Here is a 24,542-nt window from a genome sequence, read left to right on the forward strand (position 1 = left end):
TGTTGAATGACTTCAGCAGTATTTAATGCTGAAGTCATTCATTTTCAAGCGCTGGCAGCTCCTTTTTCAGGACTGATTCCTGTGGGAATCAAGCCCGGATCAGGCTTTCTTGGCCTTTTGCTTGTTTTCCATCGATGCCTTGATGAAGGCATTGAACAGCGGGTGACCATCCCAGGGGGTGGACTTGAACTCGGGGTGGAACTGCACGCCGATGAACCAGGGGTGAACCTTGGCGGGCAGCTCGACGATTTCCGTCAGGTGCTCACGCTGGGTCAGGGCCGAGATCACCAGACCGGCGTCGCGCAGCTTGTCCAGATACTGGGTGTTGGCTTCGTAGCGGTGACGGTGACGCTCGGTCACCACATCGCCATAGATGCTGTGGGCCAGGGTGTCCTTTTGCACGTCCGAAGACTGTGCGCCCAGACGCATGGTGCCGCCCAGATCGGAGTTCTCGTCACGGGTCTTGATCGTGCCGTCTTCGTCCTTCCACTCGGTGATCAGCGCGATCACGGGGTTGGGAGTCTGAGGATCGAACTCGGTGGAGTTGGCGCCTTCGAGGCCAGCCACGTGGCGGGCGTACTCGATGGTGGCAACCTGCATGCCCAGGCAGATGCCCAGGTAAGGCACCTTGTTCTCACGGGCGAACTTGGCTGTCGAGATCTTGCCTTCCACGCCGCGCGAGCCGAAGCCGCCGGGCACCAGAATGCCGTCGTATTCCTTGAGCAGGGCCGAGGCATCTGCGTCGTGGATGGTTTCCGAGTCCACATGCGTGATCTTCACGCGCACATGGTTGCGCATGCCGGCGTGCTTGAGCGCTTCGTTGACCGACTTGTAGGCGTCGGTCAGCTCCACATACTTGCCCACCATGGCAATCTTGACTTCGCCTTGGGGATGCTCGGTCTCATAGACCAGATCGTCCCAGCGCTTCAGGTTGGTAGGAGGCGTGTTCAGGCGCAGCTTGTCGCAGATCAGGCCATCCAGACCTTGCTCGTGCAGCATGCGGGGCACCTTGTAGATGGTGTCCACGTCCCACATGGAGATCACGCCCCACTCGGGCACGTTGGTGAAGAGGGAGATCTTGCTCTTTTCCTCTTCGGGCACCTGGTGCTTGGCGCGGCACAGCAGCGCATCGGGCTGGATACCGATTTCGCGCAGCTTTTGCACGGTGTGCTGGGTAGGCTTGGTCTTGAGCTCGCCTGCAGTCTCGATGAACGGCAGATAAGTCAGGTGCACAAAGGCGGAATTGTTGGGGCCCAGCTTCAGAGCCAGCTGGCGCGCTGCTTCCAGGAAAGGCAGCGATTCGATATCGCCCACGGTGCCGCCGACTTCGCAGATGGCCACATCCACTTCGTGGTCGGTGCCCAGGCCCGCGCCGCGCTTGATGTATTCCTGAATTTCGTTGGTGACGTGGGGGATGACCTGCACGGTCTTGCCCAGATAGTCGCCACGGCGTTCTTTTTCCAGCACGGACTGATAGATACGGCCCGTGGTGAAGTTGTTGGTCTGACGCATGCGCGTTTCGATGAAACGCTCATAGTGGCCCAAGTCCAGATCGGTCTCGGCTCCGTCATCCGTCACGAACACCTCACCGTGCTGGAAGGGCGACATGGTGCCCGGGTCCACGTTGATGTAGGGGTCGAGCTTGATGAGGGTGACTTTGAGGCCGCGCGATTCCAAAATCGCTGCAAGGGAGGCTGAGGCGATTCCCTTACCGAGGGAAGACACCACACCGCCGGTGACGAAGACGAACTTGGTCATGTCTTTTTTTGGTGGTGGTAAAACAGGATTATAGGTTCGCCACGAATTTCGGCGTGGCGTACAGGGATGCTTGAGGTGCGGAAACAGCCCCCAGGTCTGCTAAATTGCGTGGCATGAATGACGTGTTCGCAGGCAAACATCTGGTGCTGGGTCTCTCCGGGGGCGTGGCTTGTTACAAATCAGCCATGCTGTGCCGCTTGCTGGTGCAAGCAGGCGCAACCGTGCAAGTGGTCATGACAGAAGCTGCCGAGCAGTTTATGACGCCCGTCACCATGCAGGCACTTTCTGGGCGCGCAGTCTACACCTCTCAGTGGGATGCGCGGGAGCCCAACAACATGCCCCACATCAATCTCAGCCGCGAAGCCGATGCCATTGTGATCGCGCCTTGCAGCGCCGACTTCATTGCACGCCTGGCGCAAGGCCGCTCGGATGAGTTGCTGAGCCTGATGTGCCTGGCCCGCCCCATCGACAAAGTGCCGCTGGTGATTGCCCCGGCCATGAACCGTGAAATGTGGGAACACCCTGCGACCAAGCGCAACCTCTGGCAAGTGGCCTATGACGGCGCCACGGTGCTGGGCGTGGGCAATGGCAGCCAGGCCTGCGGCGAAACCGGCGATGGCCGCATGCTGGAGCCTGAACAGATCATGGAAGAGCTGGCTGGCGTGTTCACCGCCAAGAAGCTCAAAGGCCAGAATCTTTTGATTACTGCCGGGCCGACCTTTGAAGCCATCGACCCGGTGCGCGGCATTACCAATCTCTCCAGCGGCAAGATGGGTTTTGCCATCGCTCGCGCTGCCCGCGCAGCGGGAGCGGAAGTCACGCTGGTGGCTGGCCCTGTGCACCTGCCCACGCCGCATGGCGTCAAGCGCATCAATGTGCAGTCGGCCCGCCAGATGCTGGACGCGGTACAGTCGCAAATTGGAGATGCTTCTATTTTCATAGCTACTGCCGCAGTTGCTGATTGGCGCCCGGCGGAATTCTCCGATCACAAGATCAAAAAAGACGGTTCGGGCGATGTGCCTGCAATGGCCTTTGTCGAAAACCCCGACATTCTGGCCACCGTCGCGCAGTCTGACGCCGCCAGATACGGCAATCTGTACTGTGTGGGCTTTGCGGCGGAAAGCCATGACTTGCTGCAGCATGCCAGTGCCAAGCGCTTGCGCAAAGGTGTGCCGCTGCTGGTGGGTAATATTGGCCCAGCCACGTTCGGCAAAGATGAAAATGCGCTGCTGCTGATTGACGACAACGGCACCAAAGAGCTGCCGTACGCCAGCAAAGACAAGCTGGCCCGCCAGCTGGTAGAGGAAATTGCGCAGCGGCTGCCTGCACCCGAAGGAGCTTGATGATGGTCCCCTCCAACTATGACGGTCCTAGCAACGGCGACTATGTGGCCTATGTGGACAAGCTCTTGCGCGCCAGTCCCGACTTTCGCCGCACGCAGCGCAGCATAGCTGGAGCGGTGCAGTCCGCTGTCGCAACCCCCGGTGCTCAGGCCGACTCGCCTGTTTCGCAGCTGCGAGACAAGCTGCAAAAAGCCCGGGAGCTGGTGGAGCAGCAAGCCAGCCAGCAGGCTGCGCGCAAACAGGCAACCACGCTGCAGCCAGCGGTCAGCCCTGCTGCGCAGGCACCGGGCACAGGTCGTCGCGCAGTCAGCAAGCAAGAGGCGCAGCAGCGTTTTCGTGCCATTGAGCAAGAGATTGAAAGCCAGAAGGCCAAAGCCTCTGCAGACAAGTCCACACCTTTTATTTCGCCGTTCTCCGTGGTGATGATCGTGGCCGGTATCGTGATTTCGCAGTTCGCATCGGGCTTTGGCACCATGCTGGTGATCATGGGCGGGCTGTCGCTGGTGGGCGGAGTGGTAAACAAACTCAAGGGCAAGTAAGCACAAGGGTGCGAAAGGGCGCTTGAACCATTGGGCTTGAGCCGGTGCACAAACATGCACAATGGCGCCCTTTGTTCGCTCCTGGCAATCCTGTAGCGGTTGCTCTTGCGGCGGCAGGCCGATACACCGCGTCTGCTGCCCAAACTTTCCAAGATTTACAAGGTTTTTTATGAACGTCGACGTCAAGATTCTCGATGCGCGCCTGCGCGACAACATGCCTGCATACGCCACGCCCGGCAGCGCCGGTCTGGACCTGCGCGCCTGCATCGACGCGCCGGTGACGCTGGAGCCCGGCCAGTGGCAGCTGATTCCCACCGGCATGGCCATGCACCTGAAAGACCCCAACTACGCCGCCATGATCCTGCCGCGCTCGGGCATGGGCCACAAGCACGGCATCGTGCTGGGCAATCTGGTGGGCTTGATCGACAGTGATTACCAGGGCCAGCTCATGGTCAGCGCCTGGAACCGCTCACAGACCGCTTTCACGCTGCAGCCCATGGACCGACTGGCCCAGCTCATCATCGTGCCCGTGGTGCAGGCGCAGTTCAATCTGGTCGAAGAGTTCGCCGCCGAGAGCGAGCGCGGCGAAGGTGGCTACGGCTCGACGGGCAAGCAATAAATTCAGCAGCAAGGCTCTCTGTTTTTGAGAGCTGCTAGCGCTGGTTCAGCTTGATATTTCATATTGATTGTTAATGAAATTCAGGCAGGATTGGCGCTACATGCTATGAATTGATGAGTTTCCCCGAGGCGCTTTCACGCAGGCATTGTTAGTAAATGTGAAAGCTGTCCTCCCAGACGCTGTCTGACGCGTTGATGGATAAAGTCGAGCGAGAGTTCGTTCTTGAATAAATTCACAACATTTCGCCAGTGCGGCCACGATGCCGACGCTGTCAGGAGATCCCTTATGCAAGCCATTCAACGTCTGGGCCGTATTGCGACCGTGGCAGCAGTTGCCATCGGCCTCAGCGCCTGCGTTGCCTATCCTCAGGGCACTTACCAGAACAGCTACCCCATGCCCCAGGGCGGTTATCAAGGCACTGTGTACCAGGGCGGCCACTCGGGCGGTGGCTTCCCCGGTGCGGCCAATGCCACATACCCCACCACCTCGTACCCCGTGGGCAGCTATCCTGCGCAGCAATACCCGAACAACAACTGTGGCCTGAATCGCAACAACGGCAACTATGGTGACCAGTACGGTCAGCAAAACGGCTACGACAATAACTGCTACCAGTACAACAACGTGCAGCAGGCCCGTGTGCTGAACATTGAAACCGTGCGCGTGCAGGACAGCAGCGGCATTGGCGCCGGTGGTGCTATTGCCGGTGGCGTGATTGGTGGCGTGCTGGGCAACCAAGTCGGCAAAGGCTCGGGCCGTACGCTGGCTACGATTGCTGGTGTGGCTGCCGGTGCGCTGGCGGGCAACGCCGTGCAAAACAGCGTGGGCGGCGGCGCCGTGCGTGATATCTATCGCGTCACAGTGCAGATGCGTGATGGCAGCGTGCGCGCTTTTGACTACCAGCAGCCCCCGCAACTCAACATCGGCGAATATGTGCGCGTGGACGGCAATCAGGTTTACCGCCAGTAAACAGGAGTGCTCCATGCAAAAGGGACTCCAGATCGGAGTCCCTTTTTTGTTGGCAGCCGCAAAGCAGGCATGTCCTAAAGCGAGAGACGCCGAGCAAGAGCCGCCTCGCAGCGATGGCGTCGTCCCCTCGGGGGAAGGCGCAAAGCGCCTCAGGGGGTATCAATGCACCGTGTCATTGCCCGGTGCCATGGGCTCGATGCGGAAAAATCCCGTGCCCGCAGTGCCACGGCCCACTTCTTCTTCTGTGGCTTCGCGGATCGCTGCAATCTTCAGATGCAGACGAATGGCAATGCCTGCCAGCGGGTGGTTGCCGTCCAGCACCACATGCTCGGGATAGATCTCGGTGATGGTATAGAGCAGATCGGCTGGGACAGGGTTGGTGCCCTTGGGCATGGCGCTGGACTCGAAGCTCATGCCTTCTTCGATCTCTTCGGGGAACAGCTCGCGTTTTTCCAGAAAGATCAGGTTTTCGTTGTAGTCACCAAAGGCCTCTTCAGGCTCCAGGTGCAGATCGAGTTCACTGCCGACTGCATGGCCCTGCAGCGCTTCTTCGATGCGCTTAAACAGGTCGTCGCCGCCGATAAGGAACTCAACGGGCTCGTCCAGCACGTCCAGCTCTTCGCCCAGAGTGTCTTTCAGTGTCCAGGTCAGAGCGACCACGCATTGTTGGGTAACTTCCATGGTGTGTATGCAGTTGGGTGCTGCAGGCCAGTCCCGCAGCAAAAAATAAAACGCAGCCACCAGCGAAATGCAGGTGGCGCAATGGACGGCATTGTCCCATGCACGGCTTGGCATTGCATGGCAGGCGTTTTGTTACACCCTGCAAATACAGATTGCCAGCGCTTCACATTCGCGCTCTTGCAGGCGCTCATACTGACCACATCTTGGATGCAATTCATCTATGGGTTGAAAGGAAAGCATCATGACCTCCCAAGAACAACAACTGCTGCAAGACCTGTGCGCCCGGCTGACGCTGACTCAGGGCCAGCCCAAGGACGCGCAGGCCGATGCTGAGCTGCGCCAAGGCCTGAGCGGCGCGCCTGACGCGACTTACTGGCTGGCGCAGCGCACGCTGATGCTGGAGCAGGCCCTGCAGCAAGCGCAGCAGCAGATTGCCCGGTTGCAGCAACAAGTGCAGCAGGCGCAGCAAAGCCAGAACCCACAAAGCGCAGGCAGCTTTTTGTCCGGCGGCCTGGGCACCCACTTTGGCCGCGCACCAGAGCGCAACGAAGGCGCATGGAATGCGCAACCGCAGGCTCCTGCACAAGCGCAACCTCCAGCGCAATTTCAACCCGCCGTTCAGCCATCCAGCTGGCGCGACCGCTTCTCTGGCAGCAGTGCAGCGCCGCAGGCGTATGCCCAACCTGCAGCAGGGGGTGGCAGCTTTCTGGGTGGAGCAGTTGCAGCCGCAGCAGGTGCGGCAGGCGGGATGCTGCTGGCGAATGGGCTGAGCAACTGGATGGGGCACCATGCCGCAGATACCGCTGGCCAGCATGGCATGAGCGGCAGTCAGTCGCTGGCGCAACAAGGCAGTTCGCAGAATCTGCACGACGGTGTGGGTGACACCTCAAGCCTGGCCAACGATGCAGGCCTGGGCAGCATAGACAGTGCCTCCGGTGAAAGCTGGGGCGATGGCGGCGACTTCTTTGATGATGACTTTGCCTGAGGTGGTTGAGTTTTTGAGGGTAGGCGTGCAAGCATCAAGCCTGCTAAATTAAGGCTCAAATTGCCGTCAAGCCCAATCAAATAAAGCGCAAGCAGCTATTGATGCAATAGCAATGCAGAAAAAAGAAAGCCACCTGGCGTTTTCAAATCAGGTGGCTTGAAAAAATTCAGCAACGATAGGAGCGAGCTTTAAAACTGGGCGCACTCCAACTCAGGGACAGCGAGCAAGCGCCGCCGCGCAGCGAGGCTGTCGTCCCCCTCCCGCAAAGCGAGAGAGGGGGAAGCGGCAAAGCCGCTCAGGGGGAGCTTAAATATCTATCCCGCACTTGCCCGGAGCCAGAATGCCATTCGGATCCAGCGCCCGCTTGATCTTGCGCTCGATATCGCGCTTGACCGGGCCGTAGCTCTTGGCCACGCGCTCCTGGAAGGCCGTGTTCACACGGTACACGGCATAGCCTTCCTTCTCGAACTCGTCCAGCAACTCGGCAAAGCAGGCGTTGGCACGCTTGGTTTCTTCTTCGCTGCTGCGGTCGTACAGCACATCGATGACGTGGTGCATATCGCGCCAGCCCACGATGAACTCGCCCACATAGTCCAGACCGTGCTTGTTCAAGATCTTCTTGGCCAGCGACTTTTGCTTGTCGCACTCGCTGCCACGTGCCTGCGACACGGGAGCGAACCACATCGAGCCGCCACCCCCACGCCAGTTGTACAGGCCAAACTCCTGCAGGTTGGGCACGCCGGACATGAGCTGGGCGCGGTACTTGAAGGGCTGGGTGTCGCCCGCCATTTCTTCGGTAATCAAGCGGCCCTTGCCCAGCTTCTTGAGCGCGTCCTGCACGATCTTGAAGTTGACGTCCACCTGCTCCTTGGTGCCGTACAGCGCGGCGTACACATTCCAGGCGCCCAGATGCTTGTCCTTCTGGATTTGCTTGAGGATGGCGTCGGGCGTGTGGCCGGGCTCGGTGGTGTAGTCAGAGCGGCGGGTGTTGCAGGTCGATGCTTCCCACAACACGCCAGCAATCACCACCGAGTTGGGGATGACCTGGGCAATGCGCAGGGGGCGGATAAATTCCACGATCTCGCTGATATCGCTGTCGTTGTCGAACTGAATCTCCAACGGTTTGAAAACCGGTGGCTTGGGCATGAGCCAGAAGCCCATCTTGGTGCAGATGCCGTAGTTGGACTGGGTGAACATGCCGTCCAGCGTGGGGCCGTAGCCCCACTTGAAGACTTGCCAGGCCTTGTCGCCCTTCACGCCGCCCATGCCGGTGCGGTACACATCGCCATTGGCCATCACCACTTCCATGCCGCACTGCATCATGAAGTGCTCGCCATAGGGGGTGTAGCCCACGCCGCGGTCCATGGTGTTGCCCAGAGGGCCGGCAATGGCCGATGGTGCCGAGAACGACAGCATCAGCGGAATCTTGTTCTCTTCCAGATAGTCGTAGAGCATCTGGTAGGTCACGCCGGGCTCGACCAGGGCGGTGCACAGCTCGGGGTCCACGTGGATGATCTTGTTCATCTTGCGCAGGTCCAGCACCACCTGGCCGCGCTGGCCGGGGGCGGCGGAGCCGTAGCCAAAGTTGCGGCCGGTGGAGATGGTCCACACGGGCACCTTGTGCTCGTTGCAGATCTTGACGACTTCCTGCACCTGCTCGACGGTGGTGGCCGTCACCACGGCGGATGGGGTGTGCTCCTCAGTGGGCACGGCCATCATCACCTTGGTGTAAGGACGAACCAGCTCGTCCTTGATCATCACGTTTTCAGCGCCCAGGGCCTTCTGGAACTTGGCGATGGCAGCGTCAAAGCTGCTCTCGCTCATGCCCTTGGGCAGGGCCATGTATTTGCTTGTCATGCTCTGCTTTCCTTGTTTTTTAGATCACGCAGCGAAAGGACACGCGGGCTTCGTTGCCTGCGGCGGCGGCGGTGGTGGTGGTCAGGGGCTGGCCAGCGGTCAGCGACTGGCCCAGTGCCTTGGCCCAGTCGGCTGCAGCGCTGTCCACGCGGTGGTTTTCGACCGCCAGCACGCGCCCGCCTGCGGAGCGCACCAGATCCAGCACCAGCGTGGCCGAGGCGTCATCGAGCAGGCCTACCAGCACGGTGTCCTTGCCGTCGGCCAGCAGCTCGCCCAACTGGTTGAAGGCTGCGCTGTCTAGACCTTGCAGGCCGGTGTGCGCTGCGCCGCGGGCCGTGCTTTGCACTCCTGCGACAAAGGCTGTATCCAGCGCAGAACTGCGCAGGGCAGATGTCACGGCCAGCACGTCGGCGGAGGCTGCGGGCTTGCCAGTCAGCACAGTGGCGGCTTGCGCCAGGCCCATGCCGGAGACGGCCAGACCGGCAGCGGCCAGGCCTTTGAGTAGAGAGCGACGATCGGTTTGCATCACTTCGTCCTCTTTACTTTTTGGCGGGCTCGGCGGTCTTGGGCGCTTCTGTCTTGGACAGATATTCACCCAGGTCCAGCAGCGTGGCGTCGTCAATGTCGGTCACGCGAAACGCGGGCATGGCGTTCATGCCGTTACGGGCGATCACGACATAAGTCATGGCCGGAAAGCCACGTCCCTTGATCACGGGGCCCACACCGGCTTCGTGGCACTTGGCGCAGGTCTTTTCGTAGAAGCGCTGGCCGGGGCCGATCTTCTGCGAATCCGCAGCCGATGCTGCGAAGGTGAGACCCGACAGCAGGGCTGCCAGGGTCAGCTTGGTTGCATGTTTCAACGTGGTTCTCCAGTTATGTGTTTTTTGTTCTAGACCTCTTCTGAATCAGAAGGGGTAGTGGCGGGGAGCGGTTTGCATGGTGATCCAGCGGGTATCGGTAAAGGCATCGATACCGGCCTGGCCGCCAAAGTGGCCATAGCCCGAGTTCTTCACGCCGCCAAAAGGCATTTGCGCTTCATCGTGCACGGTGGGGCCGTTGACGTGGCAGATACCAGCTTCGATACGGCCCGCCACGCGCCAGCCGCGGGCGGTGTCCTTGGTGTAGACGGAGGACGACAGACCGAACTCGTTGTCGTTGGCCATGGCAATGGCTTGCTCTTCGCCGCTGACGCGAACAATGGCCTTGACCGGCGCAAAAGTTTCTTCGCGGAAGATGCGCATCTCGGGCGTCACGCCGTCGATCAGCGTGGCGGCCATCAAGGTGTTGGTGGCTTTGCCGCCACAGAGGATCTTCGCGCCCTTGGCCACGGCGTCGTCGATCAGTTCATTGACGCGGTGCACGGTGTTCATGTCCACGACGGAGCCCAGCACGACAGGGCCCTGGCGTGGGTCGCCCAGAGGCAGGGAGTTGGCGCGGGCCACCAGCTTGCTGATGAACTCTTGGGCCACGGCTTCATCCACGATGATGCGTTCGGTGGACATGCAGATCTGGCCCGAGTTGGCAAACGCGCCAAAGGTGGCGCCAGCCACGGCGGCATCCACATCGGCATCGTCCAGCACCAGGAAGGGGGCTTTGCCGCCCAGCTCCAGAATGGCGGGCTTGAGGTGCTTGGCGCAGGTCTGGCCAATGATGCGGCCCACGCGGGTGGAGCCGGTGAAGTTCACGCGGCGCACGGCAGGGTGGGCCACCATGGCTTCCACCACGGCACCGGCGTCTTCGGGCGCATTGGTCACAAAGTTCACCACGCCCGCGGGCAGGCCGCCTTCTTGCAGCGCTTCAATGATGAGGCCCTGGGTGGCGGGGCTCAGCTCGGAGCCTTTGAGAATCACGGTGTTGCCGCAGGCCAGCGGCGTGGCAATGGCACGCACGGCCAGGATGATGGGCGCATTCCAGGGGGCAATGCCCAGCACCACACCAGCGGGCTGGCGCACGGCCATGGCCATGCTGCCGGGAATGTCGGAAGGAATGATTTGGCCGTTGATCTGCGTGGTCAGCGATGCGGCTTCCAGAAACATATTGGCGGCCAGATGCACGTTGAAGCCCGCCCAGATGCCGGAAGCGCCTGTTTCAGCGGCCATGGCCGCGGCAAAGGCTTCGCCCTTGGCTTCCAGTGCCTGCGATGCCTTCATCAGCATGTGGCGGCGCTCTGTGGGGCCCAGTGCGGCCCAGGCGGGGAAGGCGGCTTGTGCGGCTTCCACGGCGCGCACGGCGTCAGCGGGAGTGGCTGCCGGGGCGCGTGTGGCCACAGAGCCATCGAGCGGGTTTTTACGCTCAAAAGTCGCGCCATTGCTGGCCTGAGCGGTCTGGCCGCCGATGAGCATGCTTTGTTCAATCATGTTCGCTTCCTTCACTACCAAGGGGCGTGACTTTTGTCACAGCGTGTTGATGCAAGTTCAACAAGTGGGGGGAAGGCTTCTGGCTTGTGCGCAGTGTTTGCGCCAGCGGCTTGTCCCCAACTTGTTTTTTGTGTATTGCCAAAGAAATGGCATGGCAGTGATCGTAGGAAAAGCAGCGGCAATACGCTGTGCGCAAAGTGCACAAACCGTTTGACGAATCGTGCACTTCGCCTAGGGCAAACCCTAGACTTAAAACCCTGACGGGAGATTGCGCATGGCCTGAGCACGAAAGCGGTCACTTACCGATAATTGACGCCAAGTTTGCCGAGACAGGCAAAGATTTACAGAACGAGGAGTCAAGGCACATGACCGCGCCCGTGGTACTGAGTACTGATGGTCTTCCAGAGAAAGAAACAGCCCCGGCCTGGCATGACTGGATGGCGCAGCTGTTTTCGGGTCTGGATACTGATCTGTATGGGGACACCCGTTTCGATGGTCATCTGAGCGTGGCCTACGCGGGCGATGTGATGCTCACCAAGCTGGATGCGGGGCGCCACCGCGTCATTCGTGATTCACACAAACTGCGCGATAGCGAAGCGGCCTATCTCAAGATCGTTGCCCCATGGGATGGTTATGCCGAGGTAGAGCAGCATGGCAGCAAGGCCAGTGTGAGCAATGGCAGTTGGGCGATTTACGACACCTCGCAGCCCTATGTGGTGGCCAATCCGCAGCACACCGAGCACCTGATCATGATGGTGCCCAAGCAAAGCATTGCCGAGCGCGGGCTGCGGCTCGAAAGCCTGATGGGGCGCTCCGTGGGCGGCAGCGCAGGCATTGCCCGCATTGCGCTGCAGACCATGCGCAGCACCTATCAGGAACTGGACAATATGACGGCCCCGCTGGCTCGCCGCGCCGGGGAGCTGCTGGTGGACATGGTGCATCTGTCCCTGCAGGCACTGGGCGGGCAGGCCACGGCTGTGACGCAAAAGCAGGCGCTGTATGACCGTATCTGTGACCATGTGGCCAGTCATGTGCGTGACCCAGCACTGTCCGTGGATCAGGTGGCCGAAGCGCTGAACTGCAGCCGCCGCCATCTGCACAATGCCTTCGCGGGCAAGGAGCAGTCGCTGGGAGGCTTTATTCAGCAAAGCCGGCTGGAGCTTTGCATGCGCGAGCTGCATTCGCCCGCACTGGCGCACCGCACGATCACTGAAATTGCCATGAGCTGCGGTTTTGGCAACAGCGCCCACTTCAGTCGAGCCTTCAAAGCCTATGCGGGCATGTCGCCCTCCGAGTTCAGAGCGCTTGGTCATTGATCTGCCGCGAACGGCGTTTCAAGGGCTATAGGACAATGCAGGCCATTGCTTCAATGGCAGGACTGCATTCTCATGGACATCAATACACCGCTCGCCCTGCTGGGCGGGCTCACCGCTTCTCAATTCATGCGCAAGCACTGGCACAAAAAGCCACTGCTGGTGCGCCAGGCCATTCCTGGCTTCAAGGCTCCCATTCCCCGCGCTCGTCTGCTGGCCATGGCTGGCGAAGAAGGCGTGGAGTCGCGCCTGATTCAGCAGCTCGGCGGTGACAACTGGAAGCTCAGCCACGGCCCGCTGTCTCGCCGCAGCCTGCCTGCGCTGACCAAGCCTGGCTGGACGGTGCTGGTGCAGGGTGTGGACATGCATGACGCCAAGGCGCATGAGCTGCTGCAGCAATTTCGCTTTGTGCCCGAGGCGCGCCTGGATGATCTGATGATCAGCTTCGCCACCGACCAGGGCGGCGTGGGCCCGCACTTTGACAGCTATGACGTGTTCTTGCTGCAAGCCCATGGCAAGCGCCGCTGGCGCATTGGTCGCCAGAAGGATTTGTCGCTGCAGCCTGACAAACCTCTGAAAATTCTCTCCAACTTTGAGCCTGAAGAAGAGTTCGTGCTGGAGCCTGGCGACATGCTGTACCTGCCCCCCAAGTGGGCGCACGACGGCGTGGCAGAGGGCGAGTGCATGACCTATTCCATTGGTTTTCGCTCACCAGACCGTGGTGAACTGGGCCGGGAATTGCTGCTGCGCATGTCGGATGAGCCCGATGAGCTCGATACCCCTGTCATCTACAAGGATCCCAAGCAGGAAGCTGTCAGCAACCCTGCCATGATTCCCGAAGGCATGTATGAATTTGCCCGCGAAGCGCTGAAGAAAGCCATGGCTGAGCCGCTGGCGCTGGAGCGTGCGCTGGGCGAGTATCTGAGCGACCCCAAGCCCAACGTCTGGTTTGAGCACGGTGATGAAAACGGCATGTTCGAAAGTGTGGTGCTCGATCGCCGCACCCGCATGATGTACGACGCAAAACACATTTTCATCAACGGCGAAAGCTATCTGGCGGGTGGCCGCGATGCCACGCTGATGCGCAAGCTGGCTGACACCAAGGCCTTGTCCCGCAAGGATCTGGCGACAGCCAGCGATGATGCGCTGGAGCTGCTTTCCGCCTGGTTTGATGCTGGCTGGGTGCGCTCCGGCGACTGACGCGGGTGGACTTGTAACCAAGACCATGCTAACTTCGAGGATTCCCTGGCGGGTGATCCTCGTATCCCCTCTGTGATCCTGGGTGGCTTTAGTAAAGTTTTATGAAAGCTTATTCAGGAATTTGACAGGAATGGATTTATGGTCCAAAGTGCGAAGCACGGCAGGCGAGAGCTTGCTTGGTAAATAGACATCGCATGAATCTGTGCAGAATTGTTTAGATGCTGTCAGTGTTAGTCAGCAATGGGCAAAACTACTTATAATGCGATCTGAGTCGAATTTACTGTTTGACCTGATCTGCCAAAGCGATCAATAGCTGCAAAAGGCTGACCGTAATGGCAATCCACCTACTGTCTGCTGAACCTACAAACTAGGAAACTGTTATGAAGAACTCTCTGATTCTGGCTACCGTGATCGCTGCTGCAGCTCTGGCCGCTTGCGGTGACAAGAAGCCTGAAGAAGCTCCTGCTGCTCCCGCTCCTGCTGTGGAAGCTCCAGCTCCCGCACCTGCTGCTGAAGCTCCTGCCGCTCCTGCTGCTGAAACTCCCGCACCTGCTGCTGACGCACCTGCTGCTCCTGCCGCTGAAGCTCCTGCTGCTCCCGCCGCTGAAGCTCCTGCTGCTGACGCTGCCAAGGCTAACGCTGACGCCGCTACTGGCGCTGCTACCGCCAAGTAAGCACATTGCTTATGCAGTGATGGGGCTCAGGCCCCATGGCGCAAAAAAACCGCTCCTGGATTCAGGTGCGGTTTTTTTCGTCTGTCGGATATTGCTTCTGTGAACGGGGCGCTCAGCAGTGTGGTTGTACGGTTTGCCTTGTTGACTTTCTGGGCAGGGAAAAAGAGGCAAGAACGCCCAAGAAAAAAGCCACCGTGGCATGGCCAGGTGGCTTGATTGAATGATCCTGAGGCTTATTTCAGATCATCAGTGATCACGCGAATGATGCGCTGACCGTTGGCGGTGCTATCAGGCTGGCCTTGTTCGTTGAACACGGAGACCTGCGACTGGTTGCCATCGCCCTTGACCTGAATCTGGTACTTGACGGGCGGTGCAGCTTCCTTGCCACGGCTGAAGATCTTGCCGAAGAAGCCCTTGCTCTCTGTCTGGGCGTTGGGGTCCACATAGCGCACGTAGTAAGTGCCACGGCTGCGGTCGCGGTCTTCCACGGTGAAGCCGGTGCGGTCCAGGGCAACGCCAACGCGGCGCCATGCACGCTCAAAGCCTTCGCCCAGCATCAGAACAGGTACGCCGTTGACGGTTTCCATACGGGCGGTGCTGGTGCTTGCCACAGCAGCGCTGCGGTCAGCCTTGGCGACAGCAGATGCCTGCTCTTCGCTCACACCCAGCTTGACCATGATGCGACGCAGGAATTCGGTTTCCAGCTCGGGGTCACGGGCGCGTGGTTGCCAGATGGTGTTGTCCTTGCGCTCGCTGGTGTAGACCTCCTGCATGCCACGGTGCGTGACATAGATGCGGGTCTTGCCATCAGCTTCGCGCTCCAGGCGGGTGCGGAACTTGTCGCGCTCGCTGGTGGAGTACAGAGAGTCGAACACCTTGCCCAGTGTCTTGCGGATCACGTCCTGGGGCAGCTTGGCGCGGTTTTCGGCCCAGTCTGTTTCCAGAATGCCCAGCTGGCGGTCTTCCATCGAGTAGATGAAGCCGTTTTCCAGCCAGAAGTCGCGGGTGGGTTCCCAGAGCTTGTCGGCGCCACGGTCTACCACCAGCCAGTGCTCGGCGCCATCGCGCTCAATGCGCACGTCGCCGATCTTGTTGGAGGCTGTGTTGTTGTCCGTGGGCTTGGCAGCCTTGGCGTTAGCCTGAATGGCTGCCGCAGAGACCACGCCGCCAGGGACGATATAGCGCGAGTCTTGCGACAGCTGCGTCAGATCCGGAGGCACTTCGAGCGTAGGGGCTTGGTTTTTGCCTGCGCTCTTGTAGTCGATCTTGGTCTCTTGGAACGTGGTCGTGCAGGCTGTGAGGCCCAGCGCAAGGCTGAGCAGGCCCAAACGTGCAGTGTTTTGTTTCACGCGGATTGTCCTTGGGTAGCGTTCAAGCTATGTGCGAAAAACCGCTAGCTTAGCGCAACTCGATCAGAGTACGCCAACTTTACGCAGCGCAGCCTCGACAACGGGCTCGAATTGTTCGCTCAGAGGGGTCATGGGCAGGCGCATGGTGGGGCCGCACAAACCCATGCGGGCTGCAGCCCATTTCACGGGAATGGGATTGGCTTCCACAAACAGGCTCTTGTGCAGGGGCATGAGCTGGAACTGGATTTCCATGGCGCGCTGGATGTTGCCAGCCAGGGCTGCCGTGCACAGCTCGCTCATCAGGCGCGGGGCCACGTTGGCCGTCACGCTGATATTGCCGTGGCCGCCGCACAGCATCAGGGCCACTGCAGTGGGGTCATCACCGGAGTACACGCCAAAACCTTCGGGCACATCACGAATCAGCCACTGGGCGCGTTCGATGTTGCCGGTGGCTTCCTTGATGCCGACGATGCCGGGAATCTGGGCCAGGCGCAGCACAGTGTCGTGCTGCATATCGGCTACCGAGCGGCCGGGCACGTTGTACAGAATCACGGGCAGGTCACCAGTGGCTTCGGCAATCGCCTTGAAGTGCAGGTACTGGCCTTCCTGGGTGGGCTTGTTGTAGTAGGGCACCACTTGCAGTTGGCTGTTGGCACCAACCTTCTTGGCGTACTTGGCCAGCTCGATAGCTTCATGCGTGCTGTTGGCACCGCAGCCGGCCATGATGGAGACGCGGCCTGCCGCCTGCTCGACAGCGACGCGAATGATTTCGCAGTGCTCGTCCACATTGACGGTGGGGGATTCGCCCGTTGTGCCGACCACGCCGATGCAGTGGGTGCCTTCGGCCACATGCCAGTCGATGAGTTTACGCAGCGCCGGGTAGTCGACGCTACCGTCTTCGAGCATGGGCGTAATGAGGGCAACAATGCTGCCAGTCAGAGCAACGGAGGAAGATGTCATATCCGCAATCAGAAACGGGAAAGTTTCATTCTACAAAGAGGCTTGTCTGCTATTGCGCAGTTTGACCTTCATGTTGCCGAGCAAAAACAGGTTTTTGTCGATGTGTTGTCAATAAATGACGAAATGATGAAAACTGAATCATATGCACATCAATTTGCTGTGCAGTTTTTAGAACGCTTTCGCCAGCTTGTGAACACGGCCTGCTCGGGGATGGCTGTTCAGGCCATGCTCTCCACGGCGCTATCGACCCCGGTGATTTTGCGCCCTGAACAGGGCCGTCCATCACGGTTTCTGGACAAGCGCCTTGAACCTGGGGCTGGGTAAAACTGTGGAAGAAAGCCGCAGCGGGCTTGCCCATGACGGTTCAAGGACGGTTCAAGGGCGGTTGAGCCGCGCATTCATATGCGCTTCCCAGGTCTGACCAGCGAGGGTGAGGCTGAAATCCTTGATGGAAAACATGGCGATTTCGCCTTGAGGTCCTTGCTGTGTCAGCGTAAGCAGCTCACCTTTTTTTACCTTGCGGTGCTGAACAGGACAGTAAACAGGGGGGGCGGCCAGCAGTTGGCCCTGGGTGTTGTAGATGCGCGGCTGGCCTTCGTCGCTAAAGGCCAGCAGCTTGCCGCCGGGGTGAACGCGGGGTGGTGAGCTGAAAAAGCTGCGGTCGATCAACTCAAATTCACAGGGCACGATGACCTGGCCGCTGAGGTGGATGACGCCCTCCAGCGCGCGGGAACTGGCGCTGCCATCGCTTTCAGTATGTGGCAGGCGAACAGCGGCCACGGCCAGGCCAGTTTTGGGGTCAAAGGCTTCGATGCGCTCGTAACAGCTCTCAAACAGAAGCTGGCCGTGAATGTCCATCACCAGGGCCTGTTCTCGCATTTCGCCACCGCGGTCGGCACGCAAGGTGTTGTCTTCGGGGCGCCAGCCTGCGTCGATGAGGGTGGCCTGCAGCAAGTCCATGGCGGGCAGGCTACGCAGGTCGTGGCGCTCAGGCACTTTGTCAGACAGGCATTGCACCACATGGGGTGTGATGGCCATCAGTTCCAGATAGCCAGCTGAGGGTGGCACAACCCAGTGGCCGCTCAGATCCATCACGCCGCTGGCGCGTCCCGTCTGGTGGGGGGCTTGGGGAAAATAGACATTGATGTGCTCGCCGCTCACGAACACCTGGCAGGCCCCTTCGCCGGGCTGCAGCAGCCAGCGGCCATCGGGGGTGACCAGGCCAACAGGCCACGGTTCTTGTTCATCGCGCTCATCTTCCTCATGCTGCTGCGGCAAGGAGCGGCCCGTTCTGGGGTGCTTGCGCGGCATGACCAGCCAGGCCTGCGCTTGCGGCTCCCAGGCGCTGTCTTGGACGAGAAAGTCCTGGGTCAGCCAGTCGGGGACTTGCTGCGGTGCTTCTTCATTCATGGGTTTTTTGGGGATTTAAGAGCAAAAAGCGCTGAAGTCCAAGATAAACAATGGGGTGGTGCTACAAGTTTGGTAGTGATGGTGGGCTGCTGCAGTGGAGGGCTATCAGGCGCTGTAGTTCCACGCCGTAATGCTGGCTTGGGCCAGGCGGTCCAGAAAGTCCTCGGCGTCGTCGGCGCGCACCACGGTGATGCGGATGCTGTCGTCGTCCGTGGCCAGTTTGATCAGCGCCATGTCGCGGCCCGTCAAATGCTCGGCCAGGTGTTCCAGGCCAGATTCCACGCCGTCTGCCGGGGTGTCCCAGTGCCAGTCATCGGTGCCGGGCAGCCAGTGGGTGTCGGCAATGCCATCGGCGTCTTTCCAGTCAAAGCGGGCGAACTGGGTGGCGATGGGGATGAGGTGCACCCAGTACAGCGTCAGCGCGTTTTCGCCTGCGGGCAGGTGTATCTCATTGGGGTCGATCTCGTCATCTTCATCCCAGCCCATGTCGTCCGGGTCGGGCTCGGCCACGCAGTCGCGCCATTCCTGCAGCAGCTCGGCGGCTTCGTCCTCGTCGCCCAGGCACAGGATGCGGGTCAGGTCGCTCATCCAGACTTCGTCTTCGGCATCGATCAGCTCTGCGCGGGTCATGGTGGTGGTTTCGGCTTGGTCGCCGTCCAGCCCCTTGAACATGCCGCGCAGGGCGTTGCGGTAGTCGTCCCAGGTTTCGCCCGTGCGGATGATGCTGAAATCCTTGATGGAAAACATCACCATTTCTGCCTCGGGCCCTTCACCCATAAAGGTGAGCAGCTCATTTTTTTTCGGGCTGCAGTTCAAAGGCGGGCACCAGATATCGGGCGATGCCAGCAGCTTGCCCTTGGTGTTGTAAACATGGGGCTGGCCCTTGTCGGTAATGGCCAGCAGCTTGCTGCCGGGCAGCACCTTGGGGGGGGAGCTACTAAAGCCGCGCTCAATGGTTTTGTACTGGCAGGGGATGATTTCTTTACCGCTGATGTGCAGCACGCCTTCCCAGACATGGCAGGCTTCTTCGCCTTTGTCGTCGATGTAGTTCTGGCGCACCGTCACCACGGCCAGGCCGGTCTTGGCGTTGAAATCGTTGATGTGCTCGTACTTGCTGGCGTCAAACAGTGGCTGGCCGTCTTGCTTGAGCAGCAGCTTGCGCGAGTTGCCGTACGGCCCCTGATCGGCGCGGATGAACTGGTCTTCTTCCTCGTTGTAGTAGATGCTGCTCACACCCTCATGCAACAGCGCAAGCCCCGGCAGGCTGCGCAGGTCATCCATGCCGGGCCCGCTTGCTGATTTGCAGGCCATGACCTGTGGCGTGATGGCGTAGGCATTGCGGTAACCCGCCGAGGGCGGCACCACCCAGTTGCCGTTCAAATCCTTGAGGCCGGATTTTTCGCCCATGCCTTCTGCTTCCTCGGGGTAGCGCACGCTGATGTAGCCGCCTGAGGTGAAGGCACCGTTTGCGCCCTCAATGGGTTTGACCAGCCAGCGGCCATAGGGCGTGACCAGTCCGACGGGCCAGTTGTCGCGGTGGTTTTCGCCGGGCAGCTTGGCGCCGGTGCGCGGGTGGATTTTGGGCATGACGTAGTAAGCGTCCGTGCCTTCATCCCAGGCGCTGTGATAGCGCTCCTGGTAATGGTCTTTGAGCCAGGCGGGCCAGTCATCGTCGTTGTCGCGCTCGATGACTTCGGTGCGCATCAGCACCGAATGGCTCCACCACCCCAGCTGGGCTTGTGGGTTCTGCTGCAAAACCTGCAGCGAATCGGGCAAGCCTTCAGCGCTGCAATCCCACTGCAGGCACTGGTCGCGCAACTGGTTGAGCGCCGCCGCGTACTCGGGCGTATCGGTGTCTTCGGGGATCAGCGTGGCGCAGTCCAGCAGCAGCCACTGGCGCTGGCTTTGCGTGACGATGTCGTCAATCGCCTGCCACTGCTTTTTGACCGATTCGGGCCAGTTGGTGGGCAGCGGCTCCATCTGGGTTTTGAGCCACTGCCAGCGGGCCTTGACCTGATTCATGGGCGCCGCCAGCGAGATCAGGCTTTCCTTGTCCTGATAAGCGCTGCAGGGCACCCGCTCGGGCGGGTGCTTGGCATCGCCCAGCAGCACGCTGAACAGCAGCGGCACACTCTCAAACCACTCGGCCCAGCCTTCGCAGGGGCCGCCGGGCTGGGCAGGCCAGTCGGTGGTGGGGCTGGGGTGTTCGTCGTGGGCGAGGAGCAGGGCGTAGTTGGGCATGGCAGATCGCTCAGGGTTTGCGGTGAAATCAGGCTTGCAGCAAGACGGGGTGTGCGCTGTCAGCTCCTGGCTTGATAGCGGCTATGCGCTGCACCACGCGCTCGGGCTGGCGCAGCTGGCCGTGTTCATAGGCCACGATGGTCCAGCCCTTGCAGACCTTGAGCAGCTCGCCAGGGGCCAGCAGAAAGTCGGCGCGTGAAGGCTTGCCAAAGGCTTCATTACCCTGAGCAAAGGTCTCATACAGCAGCAGGCCGCCGGGTTTGACGCTGTCCAGAATCTGCGACCACAACGGGCGCCACAGGTAGTTGGTGACCACCACGGTATCGAACTGCTGGCCGGGCAGTGGCCAGGGGCCGTTCTCGATATCGGCCTGTATGGCCTGGCCCAGGCTTGCTACAGCATCAATAGCGGCCTGCGCTTGATCTATGCCGACTACGCGGTGATTTTGTGCATGAAACAAGCGCATGTGGCGGCCCAGACCGCAGGCAATGTCCAGCACCTGACCCTGTGGGCGAGCCAGATGGGCGAAGCGGGTAATCCAGGAAGAGGGCGCTTGCGCGCCATGGGGGTCAGGCAGTGTGGGTGCCAGGGCAGGTGTAGAGCGATTCATCTTGCTGAAAACTATAGCAGCGCTCCTGTCTGCCTGGGCTGCTGTTGCGCGGCGGTGTTGTAAGCGTTCTTTAGAGCCGCTTGTATGTTTACGGTGTCGGGGTGAGGGACAAGAGTCGCTATCGGCTGTTTGCGCAGACCGACTGAGTTAGATCCCTCCCACCCCACCTCATAGCGTCGATAAGGAACTGAGCAGCACGTAGCCATCAGGCTGCGTGACTGCCGATCTGAAGGCAAGCCAACGCACGTAGGTGGAACAGGCACCCCGACAAGCCATTGTCTTTGTTGGAGGTGCTGTTATGCAAACGACCTTTATCGGAGTGGATGTCTCCAAAGCGGAGTTGGTCATCAGCGTTGGTGATCAAGCTGCCGTGAGCGTGACCAATGACACATCTGCGATCATGCGCTGGTTGGCCTCGTTACCCCAAGATTGCTCTGTCGCCATGGAATCTACAGGGCGCTACCACTTGCTGCTCGCACAACTGGCTTTGCAAGCAGGGCTGAATGTGTATGTGCTCAATGCCCGGGATGTGTTCTTTTATGCCAAGGCACTGGGCGCCAGGGCTAAAAGCGATGCTCTGGACTGCGTGGTGATTCGGCGCTATCTGCAGGAGCATGTTCAAAGCCTGTATCCCTGGCAGCCTGGCACACCCGTTCAGCAGCAGCTCCATCTCTTGCTGACTCGACGTGCGCAGCTTAGCGCGCACCAGGCAGCCTTGAAGCAGACGCTCAAGGCGGTTGACTTACCCGGGCCGCAGATGGTGCACTTGATGGAATCGTTCAAAGCCCTGCTGCAGGCCATTGATGAGCAGGTTGTGCACCTGATCTCCAGTGACGACGCCATGCACCAAGGCTGCCAGCGACTGCAGTCGATTACAGGGATTGACCCACAAACCAGTGCACTGCTGACAGAGCTTTTAAGTCGCCTGCACTTTGCCAACTCGGACGCACTGGTTGCCTATAGCGGGCTGGACCCTCGTGCCAATGACTCTGGCACAAAGCGTGGGAGGAGGCGTTTAAGCAAACGAGGCCCAGCCTTGCTGCGCAGGCAGATGTATCTGGCCGCATTCGCTGCCAGCCACAGCAAAGCGCTCAAGCCGCTTTATGCGCATATTCGCGCTAAGGGCTTCTCAACGACAGAGTCGATGGTGATCTTGGGGCGTAAGCTGCTTCGAGTGGCCCTTGCTGTTTGGCGAGGCAATACGGTGTTCAACCCCGAGCAATTGCTGCCGAAAACTGCTTGACGCGAAACATAGAACCTAACACCACCCAGCGAACCGAAGGTTTGCGGTTGAGACGAGGCGCGAAGCCGCAGGCAGTACAAATGTACGACAAGGCGAAGCTACGACGTATAAAGGGTTGTGTTAGCGGGTCTTAGCAAACAAGGCTGCCCGCTGCGGCAGCATCAATGCGGCTTCACATCATCCTTGAGCGCTGCCAGGGCAATTTTTTCCACCAGTCCGGGGGCGATCAGTTTGAGAAAGCGGCCCAGCTTGCCTTTAGGGGTCATCACCACTTCGCGCTGGCGGCGGTTCATGCCGTTGATGATGAGCTGTGCGCATTCCTGCACCGTCATGGCTCCGTCTTCCTTGAGGCCGCTCACGCCTGCGGCCTGGCCCTTGGCGTTGTAGCCGTGGTAGCGAATGCGCGTGTCCACCACGCCGGGATAGGCGGTGGTGACGCTGACGCCCGCCGGTTTCAGCTCGGCGCGCAGCGCTTCAAAAAAGCCGGTCATGGCGAATTTGCTGGCGCTGTAGGCCGTGCGGCCCGGCACACCAATCAGCCCGGCCAGTGAGGACACGGCGACGATAGCGCCCTTGCTGGTCTTGAGGTGCGGCAGCGCCGCATGGGTGCACCACACGCTGCCCCAGAGGTTGATGCGCATCAGCCGCTCATACCAGCCCAGGTCCTGGGCGCTGACTTCTTCAAACAGGGCGTGGGCCGAGACTCCGGCATTGTTGATAAGGGCATCCAGCCCGCCAAACTGCTGAACGGCGGCGTCGATCAGTGCGCGGCACTGGGCTTCATCGCCTACATCGGTGGGCACGGTCAGCACCTGCGCCCCCAGTGCGCGGCATTGGTCTGCCACGGTTTGCAAGTTGCTGGCATTGCGCGCGGCCAGGGTCAGCTGCAACTGGCTTTGATGGGTTTGCGCCAGCTGGCGTGCCATTTCGGCGCCGATGCCGTCGGATGCGCCGGTGATGATGATGCGGGGCATGCTCTCTCCCGGCCGGGCTGCGGGGCCGGGTGGCGCCCAGGGTCAGAAGCAGGCCCAGACCTGATCGGCCAGCGTAAGCATGAACTGCGGCTGCAGATACAGGGCAAACACGGCCAGCAGCACCGCGAGCACGGCGGCCCAGATCAGTGAGCGTTGCCAGAGTTTGAGGGGCATGGCTTCAGGCAGCTTTGGTAGCGGGGTTGCGGGTAATGGCCGATTCACGCACGGGCAGGTTGACCAGAGCGGCAAAAATGCCCAGGGCAATCGACAGATACCAGACCATATCGTAGTTGCCGTTGATGTCATACAGATAGCCGCCCAGCCACACGCCCAGGAAGCTGCCGATCTGGTGGCTGAAGAACACAAAGCCGCCCAGCATGGAAAGGTGCTGCACGCCAAAGATCTGGGCAATGGTGGCATTGGTCAGTGGCACGGTGGACAGCCACAGAAAACCCATGGCCGCGCAGAAGATATAGACCGACCAGGGCGACAGCGGGGCCAGCAGAAAGCACACCGTGGCGACCGAGCGCAGGCCGTAGATGCCCGACAGCAGATAGCGCTTGGGCATTTTCTGGCCCAGATTGCCCGCCAGATAGGTACCAAAGATGTTGAACAGGCCCACCAGTGCCAGCGATGTGCTGGCTACCTGCGGCTCCATGCCAAAGTCTTTCAGATAGCTGGGCATGTGCACGCCGATGAACATGACCTGAAAGCCGCAGACAAAGTAGCCGGCCATCAGCAGCAAAAAGCTGGGATAGGTCCAAGCCTCTTTCAGCGCCTGGCCCACAGTCTGGTCGCGCTTGATGGGTGTGCCGCCGCCAAACCCCGGCTCGCGCAGGCCAAAGGCCAGTGCCATGATGAGCAGAGCAAAAATCGCCAGCACCAGCAAGGCGTTGGACCAGCCGAACTGGCCAATCAGGCCGCCTTCTACCGGCACCATGAAAAACTGGCCGAACGAGCCCGCTGCCGCAGTCACGCCCATGGCCCAGCTGCGCCGCGCCACGGGAATCTGGCGGCCCAGCACGCCGTAGATGACAGCATAGGTAGTGCCCGCCTGCGCAGCGCCAATCAGCACGCCGGCCGTGGCCAGAAACCAGATGGGCGTGGGCGCCAGCGCCATGCCCACCAGCCCCAGTGCATACAGAATGGAGCCGCCAATCAGCACCTTGAAGGCACCGATGCGGTCCGCCAGAATGCCCACAAAAATACCCAGCACGCCCCAGGAGAGGTTTTGCACGGCAATGGCCAGCGAGAAGCTCTCGCGCGTCCAGCCCATTTCCTGGGTGATGGGCAGCAGCCACAGGCCAAAGCCGTGGCGTATGCCCATGGAGAGGGTGACGATGGCTCCACCGCACAGAAGAATCTGCACCATGGACATAGGCGCGGGAGTGTTTTTTGTAGTCATGCCGTGCGAGGGAAAAACGGGTCAGGGCGACACTTTAACGAAACAAGTTGTTGTGTGC

At 60.3% G+C, this 24,542-nt stretch carries 24 protein-coding genes; 10 read left to right on the forward strand and 14 right to left on the reverse strand.

Annotation, left to right across the window (positions count from 1 at the left end; all coding sequences use genetic code 11):
• Window positions 1-99: 99 nt before the first annotated feature.
• Window positions 100-1,758 carry a CTP synthase gene (gene pyrG, locus JDW18_RS06280; protein WP_218242839.1) on the reverse strand — a complete coding sequence of 553 codons (1,659 nt, stop codon included), beginning with the start codon at window positions 1,756-1,758 and terminating at the stop codon, window positions 100-102.
• A 113-nt stretch (window positions 1,759-1,871) separates the two neighbouring features.
• On the opposite strand from pyrG, the gene coaBC reads away from it, so the two are divergent.
• The 4 genes from coaBC (at window position 1,872) to JDW18_RS06300 (ending at window position 5,225) form a co-directional block, all read left to right on the forward strand.
• Complete coding sequence (gene coaBC / locus JDW18_RS06285; RefSeq protein ID WP_218242840.1) at window positions 1,872-3,101, forward strand: bifunctional phosphopantothenoylcysteine decarboxylase/phosphopantothenate--cysteine ligase CoaBC; 1,230 nt, start codon at window positions 1,872-1,874, stop codon at window positions 3,099-3,101.
• A gap of 2 nt (window positions 3,102-3,103) precedes the next feature.
• Complete coding sequence (locus JDW18_RS06290) at window positions 3,104-3,640, forward strand: hypothetical protein (RefSeq protein WP_218242841.1); 537 nt, start codon at window positions 3,104-3,106, stop codon at window positions 3,638-3,640.
• Window positions 3,641-3,809: 169 nt separating this feature from the next.
• Complete coding sequence (gene dut / locus JDW18_RS06295; RefSeq protein WP_218242842.1) at window positions 3,810-4,259, forward strand: dUTP diphosphatase; 450 nt, start codon at window positions 3,810-3,812, stop codon at window positions 4,257-4,259.
• A 285-nt stretch (window positions 4,260-4,544) separates the two neighbouring features.
• Window positions 4,545-5,225: a glycine zipper 2TM domain-containing protein gene (locus tag JDW18_RS06300; protein ID WP_218242843.1), complete on the forward strand. Its 681-nt coding sequence runs from the start codon at window positions 4,545-4,547 to the stop codon at window positions 5,223-5,225.
• A gap of 159 nt (window positions 5,226-5,384) precedes the next feature.
• Here the strand turns inward: JDW18_RS06300 and JDW18_RS06305 are convergent, their stop codons facing one another.
• A complete protein-coding gene (locus tag JDW18_RS06305) occupies window positions 5,385-5,906 on the reverse strand; it encodes an FKBP-type peptidyl-prolyl cis-trans isomerase (RefSeq protein WP_218242844.1) in 522 nt (173 codons plus the stop codon).
• A 241-nt stretch (window positions 5,907-6,147) separates the two neighbouring features.
• Between JDW18_RS06305 and JDW18_RS06310 the strand changes: the two genes are divergently transcribed.
• Complete coding sequence (locus JDW18_RS06310; RefSeq protein ID WP_218242845.1) at window positions 6,148-6,891, forward strand: DUF2076 family protein; 744 nt, start codon at window positions 6,148-6,150, stop codon at window positions 6,889-6,891.
• 306 nt (window positions 6,892-7,197) lie between these two features.
• Here the strand turns inward: JDW18_RS06310 and JDW18_RS06315 are convergent, their stop codons facing one another.
• From JDW18_RS06315 to JDW18_RS06330, 4 genes are read right to left on the reverse strand one after another with little or no spacing between them, the layout of a single operon-like run.
• Complete coding sequence (locus JDW18_RS06315) at window positions 7,198-8,748, reverse strand: FAD-binding oxidoreductase (RefSeq protein ID WP_218242846.1); 1,551 nt, start codon at window positions 8,746-8,748, stop codon at window positions 7,198-7,200.
• Between the two features lie 19 nt (window positions 8,749-8,767).
• The gene (locus tag JDW18_RS06320) at window positions 8,768-9,274 is read right to left on the reverse strand and encodes a hypothetical protein (RefSeq protein WP_218242847.1); all 507 of its coding nucleotides are present in this window, start codon (window positions 9,272-9,274) and stop codon (window positions 8,768-8,770) included.
• A gap of 13 nt (window positions 9,275-9,287) precedes the next feature.
• A complete protein-coding gene (locus JDW18_RS06325; RefSeq protein ID WP_218242848.1) occupies window positions 9,288-9,608 on the reverse strand; it encodes a c-type cytochrome in 321 nt (106 codons plus the stop codon).
• Between the two features lie 45 nt (window positions 9,609-9,653).
• A complete protein-coding gene (locus JDW18_RS06330) occupies window positions 9,654-11,105 on the reverse strand; it encodes an aldehyde dehydrogenase (protein WP_218242849.1) in 1,452 nt (483 codons plus the stop codon).
• 365 nt (window positions 11,106-11,470) lie between these two features.
• On the opposite strand from JDW18_RS06330, the gene JDW18_RS06335 reads away from it, so the two are divergent.
• The 3 genes from JDW18_RS06335 to JDW18_RS06345 all read left to right on the forward strand — a co-directional run bounded on the left by JDW18_RS06335 (window position 11,471) and on the right by JDW18_RS06345 (window position 14,292).
• Window positions 11,471-12,421 carry an AraC-like ligand-binding domain-containing protein gene (locus JDW18_RS06335; RefSeq protein ID WP_218242850.1) on the forward strand — a complete coding sequence of 317 codons (951 nt, stop codon included), beginning with the start codon at window positions 11,471-11,473 and terminating at the stop codon, window positions 12,419-12,421.
• Between the two features lie 72 nt (window positions 12,422-12,493).
• The gene (locus tag JDW18_RS06340; RefSeq protein WP_218242851.1) at window positions 12,494-13,618 is read left to right on the forward strand and encodes a cupin domain-containing protein; all 1,125 of its coding nucleotides are present in this window, start codon (window positions 12,494-12,496) and stop codon (window positions 13,616-13,618) included.
• Between the two features lie 380 nt (window positions 13,619-13,998).
• A complete protein-coding gene (locus JDW18_RS06345) occupies window positions 13,999-14,292 on the forward strand; it encodes a hypothetical protein (RefSeq protein WP_218242852.1) in 294 nt (97 codons plus the stop codon).
• A gap of 233 nt (window positions 14,293-14,525) precedes the next feature.
• Here the strand turns inward: JDW18_RS06345 and bamC are convergent, their stop codons facing one another.
• Both bamC and dapA read right to left on the reverse strand, forming a co-directional pair.
• Window positions 14,526-15,641, reverse strand: coding sequence for an outer membrane protein assembly factor BamC (gene bamC, locus JDW18_RS06350; RefSeq protein WP_218242853.1), 1,116 nt, complete (start codon window positions 15,639-15,641; stop codon window positions 14,526-14,528).
• Between the two features lie 63 nt (window positions 15,642-15,704).
• Window positions 15,705-16,601: a 4-hydroxy-tetrahydrodipicolinate synthase gene (gene dapA, locus JDW18_RS06355; protein WP_218242854.1), complete on the reverse strand. Its 897-nt coding sequence runs from the start codon at window positions 16,599-16,601 to the stop codon at window positions 15,705-15,707.
• 42 nt (window positions 16,602-16,643) lie between these two features.
• Between dapA and JDW18_RS06360 the strand changes: the two genes are divergently transcribed.
• Window positions 16,644-16,925, forward strand: a complete 282-nt coding sequence (locus JDW18_RS06360; RefSeq protein ID WP_218242855.1) for a hypothetical protein — start codon at window positions 16,644-16,646, stop codon at window positions 16,923-16,925.
• Between the two features lie 51 nt (window positions 16,926-16,976).
• Here JDW18_RS06360 and JDW18_RS06365 read toward each other — a convergent pair whose 3' ends face one another.
• The 3 genes from JDW18_RS06365 to JDW18_RS06375 all read right to left on the reverse strand — a co-directional run bounded on the left by JDW18_RS06365 (window position 16,977) and on the right by JDW18_RS06375 (window position 20,862).
• The gene (locus JDW18_RS06365; RefSeq protein WP_218242856.1) at window positions 16,977-18,011 is read right to left on the reverse strand and encodes a hypothetical protein; all 1,035 of its coding nucleotides are present in this window, start codon (window positions 18,009-18,011) and stop codon (window positions 16,977-16,979) included.
• Window positions 18,012-18,116: 105 nt separating this feature from the next.
• Complete coding sequence (locus JDW18_RS06370; protein WP_218242857.1) at window positions 18,117-20,252, reverse strand: DUF6630 family protein; 2,136 nt, start codon at window positions 20,250-20,252, stop codon at window positions 18,117-18,119.
• A 28-nt stretch (window positions 20,253-20,280) separates the two neighbouring features.
• Complete coding sequence (locus tag JDW18_RS06375) at window positions 20,281-20,862, reverse strand: class I SAM-dependent methyltransferase (RefSeq protein ID WP_218242858.1); 582 nt, start codon at window positions 20,860-20,862, stop codon at window positions 20,281-20,283.
• 298 nt (window positions 20,863-21,160) lie between these two features.
• On the opposite strand from JDW18_RS06375, the gene JDW18_RS06380 reads away from it, so the two are divergent.
• Window positions 21,161-22,105, forward strand: coding sequence for a transposase (locus JDW18_RS06380; protein WP_218242859.1), 945 nt, complete (start codon window positions 21,161-21,163; stop codon window positions 22,103-22,105).
• Window positions 22,106-22,266: 161 nt separating this feature from the next.
• Here the strand turns inward: JDW18_RS06380 and JDW18_RS06385 are convergent, their stop codons facing one another.
• Genes JDW18_RS06385 through JDW18_RS06390 form a run of 3 tightly spaced genes read right to left on the reverse strand, consistent with a single transcriptional unit; the run spans window position 22,267 to window position 24,457 of the window.
• Window positions 22,267-23,079, reverse strand: coding sequence for an SDR family oxidoreductase (locus JDW18_RS06385; RefSeq protein WP_218242860.1), 813 nt, complete (start codon window positions 23,077-23,079; stop codon window positions 22,267-22,269).
• A 42-nt stretch (window positions 23,080-23,121) separates the two neighbouring features.
• Window positions 23,122-23,253 carry a hypothetical protein gene (locus JDW18_RS22740; RefSeq protein ID WP_281421606.1) on the reverse strand — a complete coding sequence of 44 codons (132 nt, stop codon included), beginning with the start codon at window positions 23,251-23,253 and terminating at the stop codon, window positions 23,122-23,124.
• A gap of 4 nt (window positions 23,254-23,257) precedes the next feature.
• On the reverse strand, window positions 23,258-24,457 hold the full coding sequence (locus JDW18_RS06390; protein ID WP_218243788.1) for an MFS transporter: 1,200 nt from the start codon (window positions 24,455-24,457) through the stop codon (window positions 23,258-23,260).
• Window positions 24,458-24,542 lie beyond the last annotated feature (85 nt).

The sequence above is a fragment of the Comamonas fluminis genome (assembly GCF_019186805.1).
Classification (GTDB): Bacteria; Pseudomonadota; Gammaproteobacteria; order Burkholderiales; family Burkholderiaceae_C; genus Comamonas; species Comamonas fluminis.

What these genes read in the sequence shown, in the direction of transcription:
- JDW18_RS06340 (WP_218242851.1), top strand. Translation starts at nt 12,494, where the DNA reads ATGGACATCAATACACCGCTCGCCCTGCTGGGCGGGCTCACCGCTTCT.
- JDW18_RS06345 (WP_218242852.1), top strand. Translation starts at nt 13,999, where the DNA reads ATGAAGAACTCTCTGATTCTGGCTACCGTGATCGCTGCTGCAGCTCTG.
- pyrG (WP_218242839.1), bottom strand. Translation starts at nt 1,758, where the DNA reads ATGACCAAGTTCGTCTTCGTCACCGGCGGTGTGGTGTCTTCCCTCGGT.
- JDW18_RS06290 (WP_218242841.1), top strand. Translation starts at nt 3,104, where the DNA reads ATGGTCCCCTCCAACTATGACGGTCCTAGCAACGGCGACTATGTGGCC.
- JDW18_RS06315 (WP_218242846.1), bottom strand. Translation starts at nt 8,748, where the DNA reads ATGACAAGCAAATACATGGCCCTGCCCAAGGGCATGAGCGAGAGCAGC.
- dapA (WP_218242854.1), bottom strand. Translation starts at nt 16,601, where the DNA reads ATGACATCTTCCTCCGTTGCTCTGACTGGCAGCATTGTTGCCCTCATT.
- dut (WP_218242842.1), top strand. Translation starts at nt 3,810, where the DNA reads ATGAACGTCGACGTCAAGATTCTCGATGCGCGCCTGCGCGACAACATG.
- JDW18_RS06380 (WP_218242859.1), top strand. Translation starts at nt 21,161, where the DNA reads ATGCAAACGACCTTTATCGGAGTGGATGTCTCCAAAGCGGAGTTGGTC.
- JDW18_RS06370 (WP_218242857.1), bottom strand. Translation starts at nt 20,252, where the DNA reads ATGCCCAACTACGCCCTGCTCCTCGCCCACGACGAACACCCCAGCCCC.
- JDW18_RS06365 (WP_218242856.1), bottom strand. Translation starts at nt 18,011, where the DNA reads ATGAATGAAGAAGCACCGCAGCAAGTCCCCGACTGGCTGACCCAGGAC.
- JDW18_RS06335 (WP_218242850.1), top strand. Translation starts at nt 11,471, where the DNA reads ATGACCGCGCCCGTGGTACTGAGTACTGATGGTCTTCCAGAGAAAGAA.
- JDW18_RS06305 (WP_218242844.1), bottom strand. Translation starts at nt 5,906, where the DNA reads ATGGAAGTTACCCAACAATGCGTGGTCGCTCTGACCTGGACACTGAAA.
- JDW18_RS06375 (WP_218242858.1), bottom strand. Translation starts at nt 20,862, where the DNA reads ATGAATCGCTCTACACCTGCCCTGGCACCCACACTGCCTGACCCCCAT.
- JDW18_RS06300 (WP_218242843.1), top strand. Translation starts at nt 4,545, where the DNA reads ATGCAAGCCATTCAACGTCTGGGCCGTATTGCGACCGTGGCAGCAGTT.
- JDW18_RS22740 (WP_281421606.1), bottom strand. Translation starts at nt 23,253, where the DNA reads ATGCCCCTCAAACTCTGGCAACGCTCACTGATCTGGGCCGCCGTGCTC.
- coaBC (WP_218242840.1), top strand. Translation starts at nt 1,872, where the DNA reads ATGAATGACGTGTTCGCAGGCAAACATCTGGTGCTGGGTCTCTCCGGG.
- JDW18_RS06385 (WP_218242860.1), bottom strand. Translation starts at nt 23,079, where the DNA reads ATGCCCCGCATCATCATCACCGGCGCATCCGACGGCATCGGCGCCGAA.
- JDW18_RS06310 (WP_218242845.1), top strand. Translation starts at nt 6,148, where the DNA reads ATGACCTCCCAAGAACAACAACTGCTGCAAGACCTGTGCGCCCGGCTG.
- JDW18_RS06330 (WP_218242849.1), bottom strand. Translation starts at nt 11,105, where the DNA reads ATGATTGAACAAAGCATGCTCATCGGCGGCCAGACCGCTCAGGCCAGC.
- JDW18_RS06320 (WP_218242847.1), bottom strand. Translation starts at nt 9,274, where the DNA reads ATGCAAACCGATCGTCGCTCTCTACTCAAAGGCCTGGCCGCTGCCGGT.
- JDW18_RS06390 (WP_218243788.1), bottom strand. Translation starts at nt 24,457, where the DNA reads ATGTCCATGGTGCAGATTCTTCTGTGCGGTGGAGCCATCGTCACCCTC.